The 11,936-nt window shown below is 73.8% G+C and carries 12 protein-coding genes; 5 read left to right on the top strand and 7 right to left on the bottom strand.

Features of this window, described 5'->3' with window-relative positions; all coding sequences use genetic code 11:
- Positions 1-144 precede the first annotated feature (144 nt).
- Positions 145-1,161: an ArsR/SmtB family transcription factor gene (locus tag ACZ4FH_RS20855; protein WP_467306449.1), complete on the top strand. Its 1,017-nt coding sequence runs from the start codon at positions 145-147 to the stop codon at positions 1,159-1,161.
- A gap of 164 nt (positions 1,162-1,325) precedes the next feature.
- Positions 1,326-1,745, top strand: a complete 420-nt coding sequence (locus ACZ4FH_RS20850) for a VOC family protein (RefSeq protein ID WP_383633030.1) — start codon at positions 1,326-1,328, stop codon at positions 1,743-1,745.
- Between the two features lie 67 nt (positions 1,746-1,812).
- Here the strand turns inward: ACZ4FH_RS20850 and ACZ4FH_RS20845 are convergent, their stop codons facing one another.
- The 3 genes from ACZ4FH_RS20845 to nirB form a co-directional block, all read right to left on the bottom strand.
- On the bottom strand, positions 1,813-2,979 hold the full coding sequence (locus ACZ4FH_RS20845) for an alkaline phosphatase PhoX (protein WP_467306447.1): 1,167 nt from the start codon (positions 2,977-2,979) through the stop codon (positions 1,813-1,815).
- Between the two features lie 114 nt (positions 2,980-3,093).
- Entirely contained in the window at positions 3,094-3,462 is a 369-nt protein-coding gene (gene nirD / locus ACZ4FH_RS20840) for a nitrite reductase small subunit NirD (protein ID WP_467306567.1), read from the bottom strand.
- A 14-nt stretch (positions 3,463-3,476) separates the two neighbouring features.
- A complete protein-coding gene (gene nirB, locus ACZ4FH_RS20835) occupies positions 3,477-6,071 on the bottom strand; it encodes a nitrite reductase large subunit NirB (RefSeq protein WP_467306445.1) in 2,595 nt (864 codons plus the stop codon).
- Between the two features lie 254 nt (positions 6,072-6,325).
- On the opposite strand from nirB, the gene ACZ4FH_RS20830 reads away from it, so the two are divergent.
- Positions 6,326-7,114, top strand: coding sequence for a sulfite exporter TauE/SafE family protein (locus ACZ4FH_RS20830; protein WP_467306444.1), 789 nt, complete (start codon positions 6,326-6,328; stop codon positions 7,112-7,114).
- 24 nt (positions 7,115-7,138) lie between these two features.
- Here the strand turns inward: ACZ4FH_RS20830 and ACZ4FH_RS20825 are convergent, their stop codons facing one another.
- The 3 genes from ACZ4FH_RS20825 to ACZ4FH_RS20815 all read right to left on the bottom strand — a co-directional run bounded on the left by ACZ4FH_RS20825 (position 7,139) and on the right by ACZ4FH_RS20815 (position 9,986).
- A complete protein-coding gene (locus tag ACZ4FH_RS20825) occupies positions 7,139-7,762 on the bottom strand; it encodes a class F sortase (protein ID WP_383633018.1) in 624 nt (207 codons plus the stop codon).
- Between the two features lie 110 nt (positions 7,763-7,872).
- On the bottom strand, positions 7,873-8,784 hold the full coding sequence (locus ACZ4FH_RS20820) for a hypothetical protein (protein WP_467306570.1): 912 nt from the start codon (positions 8,782-8,784) through the stop codon (positions 7,873-7,875).
- A 404-nt stretch (positions 8,785-9,188) separates the two neighbouring features.
- On the bottom strand, positions 9,189-9,986 hold the full coding sequence (locus ACZ4FH_RS20815) for an aminotransferase class IV (protein WP_467306443.1): 798 nt from the start codon (positions 9,984-9,986) through the stop codon (positions 9,189-9,191).
- Between the two features lie 83 nt (positions 9,987-10,069).
- Between ACZ4FH_RS20815 and ACZ4FH_RS20810 the strand changes: the two genes are divergently transcribed.
- Both ACZ4FH_RS20810 and cutA read left to right on the top strand, forming a co-directional pair.
- Positions 10,070-10,693 carry an NADPH-dependent FMN reductase gene (locus tag ACZ4FH_RS20810; RefSeq protein WP_467306442.1) on the top strand — a complete coding sequence of 208 codons (624 nt, stop codon included), beginning with the start codon at positions 10,070-10,072 and terminating at the stop codon, positions 10,691-10,693.
- 68 nt (positions 10,694-10,761) lie between these two features.
- Positions 10,762-11,106, top strand: a complete 345-nt coding sequence (gene cutA / locus ACZ4FH_RS20805; protein ID WP_467306441.1) for a divalent-cation tolerance protein CutA — start codon at positions 10,762-10,764, stop codon at positions 11,104-11,106.
- 22 nt (positions 11,107-11,128) lie between these two features.
- On the opposite strand, the gene ACZ4FH_RS20800 is transcribed toward cutA, so the two are convergent.
- Positions 11,129-11,875 (bottom strand): SanA/YdcF family protein, encoded by a 747-nt coding sequence (locus ACZ4FH_RS20800; protein ID WP_467306440.1) that lies wholly within the window; start codon positions 11,873-11,875, stop codon positions 11,129-11,131.
- Positions 11,876-11,936 lie beyond the last annotated feature (61 nt).

Raw genomic sequence — 11,936 nt, 5'->3', positions numbered from 1 at the left:
CGCACCCGACGCCGTACAGCCTTTCGGTTGGCGACGGGTCCGGGCGAGACGTTTCAGCTCTGGCCGAAACCCCGTGGTGACGGGTAGTTACGCTTCGCATACTCTTGGGCAGGGGTAATTGCACGTGCAAGGGGTGGGGGTTCGGTGCTGCGTATCCATGTGTCCGGATGGGACCTTTCCACAGTGCGGATGGCCACCCGGCCGGACGCATTATGGGAGACCATTCTCAGCTTTCACCGGCTCAGGGACCGCCGGGCTTCCACGGTCTTCGGGAAATGGCGTACGGAAACCCGGACCCGGTTGAATAGTGAAGTACGCCTGCTGTCCTCCGTCGTGCCATCCCGCGGCTATTTCCCCGACTTTCTGACGCCTTCCGGAGGCGGTCCCGAGCCGCTGGACTTCGCCACCGGAATCGAGGTCCTGCGCGACACCCCGCCCGAGCGGCTGCGCGCCGAGCTGGCGGTGCTCGACACCCAGGCCGCGGCCTGCGGCAGGGGCGCCGCCCGGCGCGCGGTCCGGCCGCTGGAGCCCGACGCGCTGGGGGAGGGGCGCACGGAGCCCCTGGGGCGGCTCATCGGCGCGCTGCGCGCCTACCACCGCGCCGCCGTCGAGCCCTACTGGCCGCACATCCAGGCGAGCATCGAGGCCGACCGGACCGTCCGCGGCCGGGCCCTGCTGGACGGCGGCCCCGAGGAACTGCTCGCCTCGCTCCCGCCGGTCATCCGCTGGCGCGCCCCGGTCCTGGAGGCGGACTACCCCTTCGACCGCGAACTGCACCTGGACGGCCGCGGGCTGCTCCTCCAGCCGTCCTTCTTCTGCCGGGGCACCCCGGTCGTCTTCCGGGACCCGCTGCTCCCGCCGGTGCTCGTCTACCCGGTCACCCACGCCGCGGCCCCCGCCTTCGCCGAACCGGGCCCCTGGCTCGGCCGGCTCCTCGGCTCCACACGGTCCACGGTCCTGAGGGTGATAGGCGACGGCTGCACGACCAGCGAGCTGGCCCGCAGGGCCGGGGTCTCCCTCGCCTCGGCCAGCCAGCACGCCTGCGTCCTCCGGGAGGCCGGCCTCGTGCACACCCTGCGCCACGGCAGCGCGGTCCTCCACACGCTCACCCCGCTCGGCGGGGCGCTGCTGCGCGGGGGCGCACCGCTGGCCGTGACCTGATCCCGGCCGCCGTCCCGCCACTTGAGGAAAGGTTTTCTCTCCGATGCCGCACGGAAGGGATTTTCTCGTCCGGCGCCGATGAGTTCCCGGCGGTCCGGGCGTCTACCCGGTGTGAGCGCGTTCGAGCGACGCACCGACCACACCACCGAGAGAGCGTGACGGCCATGCCCCAGATGATCTTCGTGAACCTGCCCGTCAAGAACCTGGCGACGACCAAGGACTTCTTCGGCAAGCTGGGCTACTCCTTCAACCCCCAGTTCAGCGACGAGCACACCGCCTGCATGGTGATCAGCGACGCGATCTTCGCCATGCTCCTGGAGGAGCCGCGCTTCAAGGACTTCACCAAGAAGGAGGTCGCCGACGCCTCCGCGACCACCGAGGTGATCCTCGCGCTGAGCGCCGACAGCCGCGAGAAGGTGGACGAGCTGGTCGACGCCGCCCTCGCCCACGGCGGTTCGCCCGCCAACGACACCCAGGACCTCGGCTTCATGTACGGCCGGTCCTTCCAGGACCCCGACCACCACATGTGGGAGGTCGTGTGGATGGACCCGGCGGCCGTCGAGAGCGGCGGCGAGCCCGCCTGATCGCCGGGGAGACAGCCGCGCGGCGGCCGGTGCGGACGCCGCGCGGCCGGGGCCGGGACCGGGGCGCTCAGCCGCGGAACGGCCCCGTGACCTCGTAGGTGATGCCGCCGGACGAACTGCCGCTCGTGCCGCGCTGCGAGGAGAAGTAGAGCCGGCTGCCGTCCGGGGAGAAGGCCGGGCCGGTGATCTCCGAGCCCGACTGGCCGCTGATCCGCAGGAACGGGGCGACCGTGTCGTCCGGGGTGATCAGGCAGATCTCCATGTTCCCGCCGTCCTCGGCGACGTACAGATCGCCCGAGGACGACCGGGTGACGTTGTCGACGCCCGTCAGCGGGGCGCTGCCGCCCGTGACCAGCGAGTCGTCGTAGGCGAGCGAGATGCTGGACGCGTCCGCGTCGTACGCCCACACCCGGTTGTCGCCCTTCGTGGTGAACCAGCAGGTGCCCGCCGCGTAGAAGCAGCCCTCACCGCCGTTGAACACCTTGGCGCCCGCGACCTGGTAGCGGGTCTGGGTGGGCGAGCCGTCCGGGTCGGGGACCGTCGACCAGGTCACCGGGCCCGAGGTGCCGGTCCCCGCCACCAGCACCTGGAGCGTGCCGGCGGACAGGTCGCCCCAGGTGGTGGGGCGGAAGCGGTAGAAGCGGCCGTCCGTCTCGTCCTCCGTGAGGTAGACGTATCCGTGGTCCGGGTCGGCCGCCGCGGCCTCGTGCTTGAAGCGGCCCAGCGCCGGGCGCTGCACGGCCGCGTTCACCCCCCACGGGTCGGTCTCGTAAACGAAGCCGCGGCTGACCTCCTCGCAGGACAGCCAGGTGTTCCACGGGGTGCGACCGCCCGCGCAGTTGTTGTTCGTGCCGGACAGGATCCGGTACGCGGAGGTGACGGTGCCGGAGGCGTTGAAGCGCACCGCGCTCGCCCCGCCGCCGCTGCCGGAGGAGACCTCGGCGTTGGAGACGTAGATCCAGCCGCTGCCGTCGGCGAACGTGGCGCCCCCGTCGGGCGCGCTGTGCCAGGCGTACGAGGTGCCGGGGACGGTCTGCCCCGAACGGGCCACGATCCTGCTGGTGAAGCCGGCCGGCAGCAGGATCCCGTTGCCGTTGGCCGCCTGGAGCGCGCCGTACGGGCCGGTGGCCGGCTGGGCGGGACCGGCGAAGGCGGCACCCCGCCACAGGGTGCCGCCGAAGGCCGCGGCCGAGCCGCCGATCACGGCGGTGCGAAGGAAGGTCCGACGTTCCACGATCACTCCACGGGTGAGTGAGGGCCCGCCGGTCCGGGCGGCCGGCGGGTCGAACGTCAGGACAGTAGAGGCACGCAGTTGACGGAGCGTCAACACGCGGTGAACGGAACGCGATCAGTCCGCCCGGACCTCGAAGACCGGTACGGACACCTCGTCGTCGTCCAGACAGGCCCCCGTCGCCAGGTCGAAGCGCTGCTTCAGCAGCGGCGAGGCGACGAACGGCTGCCCGTCCGCCGAGCCGAGCAGTCCGCGCGAGAGGACGTACGCCCCGGTGAACGGATCGCGGTTGTCGATCGCGTACGCCCGCCCGGCCCGGTCCAGGAACAGCGCCACCTGCCGGCCGTCCGGCAGCAGCGCCGCGACGCCCCGGCCGGGCGTCAGCACCGAGCGGTCGCACACCGTGAGCCAGCCGTCCCCGGCCGCCAGCCGCACGGCACCGGCCGCCGCCCGCTCCGGCCGCGGGGCCGTCGTCCGCGGGGTCATCGTCTCTGTCGTCATCAGGAGGGGGTCCCTTCAAGCGTGCGGATGGCGAGTACGGGGCCGGCGAGGATGTCCAGGTCGGGCTTGACCTGGTCGCGCTCGGGCACGAACCTCACCGACGGATCGGGCGCGTCGGGCGCGTTGACGAAGGTGACGAAGCGGCGCAGCCGCTCCGGGTCGTTGATGGTCTCGGCCCACTCGTCGCGGTAGCCGCGGACGTGGTCGGCCATCATCCGCTCCAGCTCGTCGCAGAGCCCGAGCGAGTCGTGCACGACGACGTCCCGGACGTGCTCCAGGCCGCCCTCGATGCGCTCCAGCCAGGCGGAGGTGCGCTCCAGCCGGTCCGCGGTGCGGATGTAGAACATCAGGAAGCGGTCGATCAGCCGCACCAGTTCGGCGTCGGACAGGTCCTGGGCGAGCAGATCGGCGTGGCGCGGGGTCGCGCCGCCGTTGCCGCCCACGTACAGGTTCCAGCCCCCGGCGGTGGCGATGATCCCGAAGTCCTTGCCCCGGGCCTCCGCGCACTCCCGGGCGCATCCCGAGACCGCCGACTTCAGCTTGTGCGGGGAGCGCAGGCCCCGGTAGCGCAGCTCCAGGTCGATCGCCATCCTCACGGAGTCCTGGACGCCGTAGCGGCACCAGGTCTGCCCCACACAGGACTTGACCGTCCGCAGCGACTTCCCGTACGCGTGCCCCGATTCGAAGCCCGCGTCGACGAGCCGGGTCCAGATCAGCGGCAGCTGGTCCACCCGGGCGCCGAACAGGTCGATCCGCTGGCCCCCGGTGATCTTCGTGTAGAGGCCGAAGTCGCGGGCCACCTCGCCGATCACGATCAGCTTCTCCGGGGTGATCTCGCCGCCGGGGATGCGCGGCACGATCGAGTACGAGCCGTTGCGCTGGAGGTTGGCGAGGAAGTGGTCGTTGGTGTCCTGGAGCGCGGCCTGCTCGCCGTCCAGGACGTACCCGCTCGCGCCGACCGTGGGGGCCAGCGAGGCGATGACCGAACCGACCGCGGGCTTGCAGATCTCGCAGCCGTCGCCGCCGCGCGCCTCCTCCCGCCCGTGCGAGTCGAGCAGTCCGGCGTAGGAGGTGATCCCCAGGGTGCGGACGATCTCGTACAGCTCGCTCCTGGTGTACGCGAAGCAGCCGCACAGCCCCTGGTCCACGCTCTGCGGGAGCAGTTGGCCGATCACCTTGACGCAACTGCCGCAGCCGGTGCCCGCCTTGGTGCACTTCTTCACCTCGGGCAGGGTGGTGTGCTCGCAGATCGCGCCCTTGGTGACGTTGTGGCAGGAGCAGATCACCGCCTCGTCGGGCAGCGCGGACGGGCCGAGGGCGACCGGTGCGCCGGCCCCGGCGGGCAGGACCAGGTGCTCCGGGGCGACCGGCAGCACCGTGCCGGTCAGCGGGCGCAGCGTGCCGTACTGTTCGGCGTCCCCGACCAGCACCCCGCCCAGCAGCGTGCCGTCCCGGCCGATGACGAGCTTCTTGTAGACGCCGGAGCGGGCGTCGGCGTACACCACGTCGAGGCAGTCCTCCGCGGTGCCGTGCGCGTCGCCGAAGGACGCCACGTCCACCCCGAGCAGCTTCAGCTTCGTCGACAGGTCGGCGCCCGTGAACGCGGCCTCCTCGCCCGCGATCACCTCGGCGGCCGTCCGCGCCATCTCGTAGCCCGGCGCCACCAGCCCGTACACCCGGCCGTCGGAGGCGAGCGCGCACTCGCCGATCGCGAAGACCGCCGGGTCGGAGGTGCGGCACGCCTCGTCGACGACGACGCCGCCGCGCTCCCCGACCTCCAGTCCGCACTCCCGGGCCAGCTGGTCGCGGGGGCGCACCCCGGCCGAGAACACCACCAGGTCCGTGGCGAGCACGGAGCCGTCCGAGAGCGCCATCCCGGTCACCGCGCCGTCCTCGCCGGTCAGGACCTCCTGGGTGCCGACCCCCGTGTGGACGCCCAGCCCCATCTCCTCGATGGTGCGCAGCAGCGCCGCGCCGCCGCCCTCGTCGACCTGGACGGGCATCAGCCGGGGCGCGAACTCCACGACGTGCGTCTCCAGGCCGAGGCCCTTCAGCGCGCCCGCCGCCTCCAGCCCGAGCAGTCCGCCGCCGACCACCGCGCCGGTCGTCGCGTTCTTCGCGTACGCCTCGATCGCCAGCAGGTCCTCGATCGTCCGGTAGACGAAGCAGCCCGTGCCGTCCCTGCCGGGGACCGGCGGGACGAACGGGTACGAGCCGGTGGCCAGCACCAGCGTGTCGTACGCGAGGACCTCCCCGGACCGCGCGGTGACCGTGCGCGCCGACCGGTCCACGGACACCGCCGGATCGCCGGTGCGCAGCTCGAAGCCGTGCCGCTCCATGAAGCCGTCCTCGACCAGCGACAGCTCCTCGGGGGTCCGCCCCGCGAAGTACGAGGTCAGCTGCACCCGGTCGTAGGCGGGGCGGGGCTCCTCGCAGAGCACGACGACCCGGGCGGTGCCCGCGGCGGCCGTCAGTCCGCGCTCGGCCAGGGACTCCAGGAAGCGCTGGCCGACCATGCCGTGCCCGACGACCACGATCGTCGGCACGGTCGTCGCGGTGGAGGTGCGGTCGGTCGGGGAAGGGGACACCGGCATCTCAGAGGCCTCCGTCGTCGCTCAGCGGACACCACGTCCGTGTCCTCATGCCAGGAAGCGTGCCGGGAGGGTGTTACCCGGCCGGATCCCCGCTGTTTCCCGGGAGGAACCGTGCGCTCAGCGCCCCGGACCGCCGTCTGTGAGGGGCCGGGGGAGGGCCGTCGGCGTCCCCCGCCCGCCGCCGGGCTCAGATGTAGCTCAAGCTTTCGATCACGGTTGGACGCGATACATGCCCCTTCCATACAGTCGCGGACATGCCTGACATCACCCTGACCACCCTGGTCGTGCTGTGCCTCGCCGCGGCCGCGGCCGGCTGGATCGACGCCGTGGTCGGGGGCGGCGGACTGCTCCTGCTGCCCGCGCTGCTGCTCGGCCTGCCGCACCTGCCGGCCGCTCAGGTCCTCGGCACCAACAAGGCCGTCGCGATCGTCGGCACCTCGGGCGCGGCCGTCACCTACGCGCGCAGGGCGCCGGTCCGCGTCGGCACCGCCGTCCGGATCGGTCTGGCCGCCCTGGCCGGTTCGATGACCGGGGCCTTCTTCGCCGCCGGGATCAGCAGCGAGGTGCTGCGCCCGGTGATCATGGTGGTGCTGCTGGCGGTCGCCGCGTTCGTGATGCTGCGGCCCCAGTTCGGCCGGGCCTCAGGCGACGGTACGGCTCCGAAGGTCACCCGGGCCCGCACCGTCACCGCGATCGTCCTGGTCGGCGGCGGGATCGGCCTGTACGACGGGCTCTTCGGGCCGGGCACCGGGACCTTCCTGGTGCTGGCGCTGACCGCGGTGCTCCACCTCGATCTGGTGACGGCCTCCGCCACCGCCAAGATCGTGAACGTCTGCACCAACGGCGGCGCCCTCGCGATGTTCGCCTACCAGGGCAATGTGCTGTGGCAGCTGGCCGCCCTGATGGCCGTGTTCAACCTGGCGGGCGGGCTGCTCGGGGCGCGGATGGCGCTCAGCCGGGGCAGCGAGTTCGTGCGCGGCGTGCTGCTGGTGGTCGTCTTCTCCCTGGTCGCGAAGCTCGCCTTCGACCAGTGGCAGGCCTGAGCGGCACCGCCCCGGGCGGTCCGGTCAGCGCACCCCGGTGAGATGGGCGTACGCCACCACGTTCCCCCGGTAGCCGGTCGCGGGGGAGAAGCCGCCGCCGCAGGTGATCAGCCGCAGCGAGGCGTGCTCCGAGGCCCCGTAGACCCGCCGGTCGGGGAAGTCCTCGTTCTCGTACACCTCGATCGCGTCGAGCGCGAAGACGGCCGTGCGGCCGTCCTGGCGCAGCACCTCGATGGTGCTGCCCTTCTTCATCGCCCCGAGGTCGTAGAAGACCGAGGGCCCGTCGGCGTTGTCGACGTGGCCGGCGACGATCGCGGTGCCCTTGGCGCCGGGCGGGGTGCCGTCCTTGTACCAGCCGACGATGTCGGTGTTCCCGGCCGGAGGGACGTCGAGACTGCCGTCCGGACCGAGTCCCAGCCGCATCATCGGGGCGTCCACCCGGATGGCGGGGATCCTGATGCGCACCGGCGCCGAGGGCTTCAGCGGTGCGGCGACCGGGGAGCCGGGCAGCAGCCCGGGGCCGGCGGCGAACGCGTCGGCGGCGGCCGGGGCGGGCGGCGTCAGCTGGGTGCCGGCCCCGTTGCGGATCAGCCAGAGACCGGCCAGCGCCGCGACGACGAGCAGCCAGCCCTTGGCCTTCTGGGACACGGTCGTCCTCCGGGAGACGAGTGCCGGACGGGGGAAAAAGGGGTCCCGTCCCGGTGGCGCGGGGCCACCGGGACGGAGACCGGGCGGTCACGGAGAGGTGGAAGTCTCCGTCAGCCGTCCCGCGTGCCGCTCGCCCGGCGACGCAGGAGCCAGGCTCCGCCGACGGCGGTCGCGGCGAGGACGCCGGCTCCCGCCGCGATCTGGGTGGTGTCCGGGCCGACGCTGCCGCCGACACCGGTCTTCACGTGCCCCGTGGGGGCGGTGGGCTCGGCCGAGGGGTGGCGGCCGGCCGGGGTCTCGTGGCCGGAGGACGTGCCGTCCCGGCCGGGGGAGGAGCTCGCGTGACCGGGTGCGCTCGGGCGCTGCGACGGGCTCGCCCAGTCGCCGGACGAGGACAGGCCGGCGGCGTCCGGGGCGTCCGGCACCAGCGCCGAACCCTCCGCCTCCGCCTCGTCGAGCCCGGCCGACCCGTACGGCTCGGTGCCGTACGCGTCCGAGGGCAGACCGCTCCCGGCGGCGTCGTCCGCGGGCTCGTCCGACCCGGGCGCGCGGTCCGCGGCGTCCTGTCCGGCCGTGTCGCCCCCGGGCCGGTCCCCGGCGGCCTGCCCGGTGCCGGCCGGCTGCGTACCGGCGTTCTCCTTGTCCCCGGCGGCGGCCGCGCGCACCTCGATCTCGCCCGTGGCCCGCTTGCCGTTCGCGCAGTCCACACCGATGCGGTACGGCCCCGGCTCGGCGTTGCCCGGCACGGTGAACGTCCCGGCCAGCACCTCCTGGAGCGTGGCCGGGGCCAGCGGGAACTCCGGCGCGTCCAGCGACTTCGCGTCCCCGGTGGCGGCCGTGTCGCCGCCGCACGCGGTGGTGTTCACGGTGACCACGGCACCCGGGGCGGCGCTCGCCGGAGTGATCTCCAGGGACGCCGCCGGCTCCCCGTACGCGGACGGGGCGGCGGCGCCCAGGCCGAGCGCGGCGGCGGTGAGGGCAGCGGCGGCGGTGCCGGTCACGAGGCGGGCAGGACGGCGCATGGGGAGTTCCTCCGAGCGGGACGGCGCGGGCTGGTGTGTCCTGCCCCGAGCCAACCGCCGCCCCGCCGCCGACGCGCGCTGACACCGGGTCAGCTTTCACCCGACCGGACCGGTGCCGCCTCCTTGCCAACCGGCATGACCGCAGGTCACAGCGGTGAGAGCGGGGAACGGCGTGGCCGGTCCGGTGCCGGGTGCCGATCGGGTGACTCCGCCGCGCGGAAAATCTCGTACGTCCCGCGCATGAGCCGGCCGACGGCGGGCACATGAAGCACACCCCCCACGGGACGGTGCGACACCGCCGCCCCCGGCCACCGCCCCCACCGGACCCACCCCCCCCTGGGCCCGGTGGGGGCGGATCGTCGGAGACGGGCGGGCGCCCTCCCCGTCGGGTCCGGTCCGGGACCTCAGATCTCGTCCGCCGGGACCGCCTCGTACACCGCGGCCAGCCGGCCCATCAGCTCCTCGTCGACGGCGAACCGGGCCTCCCCGATCCGGGCGACCGGGGCCATGCCCCGCGCGTTGGTGACGAAGGCCGCGCGGTAGGCGCCGAGCCCGTCCACGGTCACCCGCCGGCGCACGGAGGGGACGCCCGCGCCCGGCAGGTCCCGCTCCAGCAGCGCCATCGTGATGCCCAGCAGCGCGGGGGCCTGCGGCCACACGACCGACGCCCCGTCCCAGAACCCGATGTTGGTGATCGCGCCCTCGGTCACCTCGCCGTCCGGCAGGGTCAGCAGCGCGTCGTCGAAACCGGCCCGGCGGGCCAGCTCCCCGTGGTGGACCGGTCCGAAATCGCCGGGCCGCTTGAGGTGCGGCGCGGTGCGCGCGTGCGCGACCGGCAGCAGGCTCGTGGGCCCCGGCGCCATCCGGGCCGGCTCGCGCACCGTGACCACCGGCACCGCCCCGGCCCCGTCCGGCGCCCGCATCCCGTACACCCGGACCGAGGCGTCCACCGCCCCCGCCCGCTCCAACGCCCCCCGGACCAGCTCCCGCACCCGGTCCCCCTCCAACGGCAGCCCGAACAGCTCCCGGTGCGCGGAGTCCAGCCGCGCCAGATGCAGCGCCAGGCCCCGCACCCGGCCGTCCCTGACCTGCATGGCCGTGAAGTGCCCGAATCCGGCGAAGGCCATCGCCCGCAGATCGTCCTCGGTGGCGGGGCGCCCGTCGAACTCGGCGTACGGGAGCGGGGTGGTGGGAGTCGTCATGGCGCCCACCGTAAGCCGCGCGGAGACGCGCGCCGGAACCGGCCGCTTGACCTCAACCAAACTTGATGTACGAACCTCTCGGCATGGACCTCACCACAGCCGGAAACCCGGCCACCGCCGCATCCCCGACCGCCCCGCTGAAGGTCGCGGTCATCCTCGCCAGCAACCGCGAGGGACGCTTCGCCCCCGTCGTCGCCGACTGGTTCCTCTCCCGGACCGGGGAGCACTCCGACATCACGACCGACCTGGTCGACGTCGCCGAGCTGGATCTGCCGACCGCCCTCTCCTACGCCCCCGGGCCCGAGGACCGGGCGCTGCTCGCGGAGGTGTCGGCGCGGCTGGCGGCGGCCGACGCGTTCGTCGTCGTCACCCCGGAGTACAACCACTCCTACCCCGCGCCGCTCAAGAACCTCATCGACTGGCACCGCGCCGAATGGCAGGCCAAACCGGTCGCGTTCGTCTCCTACGGCGGGATCTCCGGCGGCCTGCGCGCGGTCGAGCACCTGCGCCAGGTCTTCGCCGAACTGCACAGCGTCTCCATCCGCGACACCGTCTCGTTCCACAACGCCGGCGCGCTCTTCGACGACGAGGGCCGGCACCGCGAGCCGGCCGCCCCCGCGGCGGCCGCCAAATCGCTCCTGGACCAACTGGTCTGGTGGGGAAGGGCGCTGAGGGAGGCCAGGGCCGCGCACCCGTACGCCGGCTGAGCCGCGGACCCGGGCGGCGGGACCGACAATGGAGAGGACCCGCCGCCCGCACCGAGGAGAGACCGACCATGACCCGGACACCGCCCGCCTGGCTGACCGTGCTCACCACGACGGACAGCGAGGAGAAGGCCCGGACGCTCGCGCGGGGCGTGGTGGAGGCCCGGCTCGCCGCCTGCGTCCAGATCTCCGGCCCCGTCACCTCCGTCTACCGCTGGCAGAACGGCATCGAGACCGCCGAGGAGTGGCAGCTGTTCCTCAAGACGACGGCCGAACGGTACGAGGAACTGGAGGCCCACATCCAGCGCGAGCACGACTACGACACCCCGGAGATCATCGCGCTCCCCGTGGTCCGGGGCAGCGCCGGCTATCTGGGCTGGGTCTCGGCGGAGACGGCACCGGTCACCGCGCTCTGACCCGGGCCGCCGGCCGGTGCCGTCACCGCCCGGCCGCCGCCAGCGCCTCGCGGACCCCCGGCTCCTTCGGCCCCAGGAAACGGGGGTCCGGTGCGAACAGCGCGTCCAGCGCCGCCTTCCCGGCGGCGAACACCTCGCGCGTCCCGCCGTAGTACCAGGTCACATCGTGGACGTCGTCGACCCCGACGCCGTACGCGTCGATCCCCGCCGCCCGGCACAGGGCCGTCGCCCGCCGGATGTGGAAGCGCTGGCTCACCAGGACCGCCCGGTCGACGCCGAAGATCTTCTTGGCCCGGACGCAGGAGTCCCAGGTGTCGAAGCCCGCGAAATCGCTGACCACACGGTCGTCCGGCACGCCCCGGGCGACCAGATAGGCGCGCATCGCGTCCGGCTCGTCGTACTCCTTCCGGCTGTTGTCGCCCGTCACCAGCACGACCCGCACCTTCCCCTCCCGGTACAGCCCGGCCGCCGCCCGCAGCCGTTGCGCCAGATACGGGGACGGCTTCCCGTCCCACAGCCCCGCGCCGAACACCACGGCCACGTCCCGGGCGGGCGCGTCCGCCGCCGTCCCGGTCCGCCCGTCGGCCGCCAGATACAGCCAGGTGGCCGGGGCCAGCGCCAGCACACACGCGGCCATCACCCCCTGAACGGCCCGCCGCCGCCCGCGCCGGGTCCGCGGCACGCAGCGCCCGGCGGCCCCGCGCACCCGCGTCGCGGCCCTCCGCAGCCGCTCCCGCACCGCCCGGCCGCTCCGTGGCCTCCACCGCATCCGGCATCCCGTCCCTTCGTCACCGGGGCGGTGTTCCACCGCACCACCCCTCAGAGACGGA

Source organism: Streptomyces sp. NPDC024555, assembly GCF_055559335.1.
Note: the sequence above shows the minus strand (reverse complement) of the source record. Positions and strands in the feature narration are given on the sequence as shown.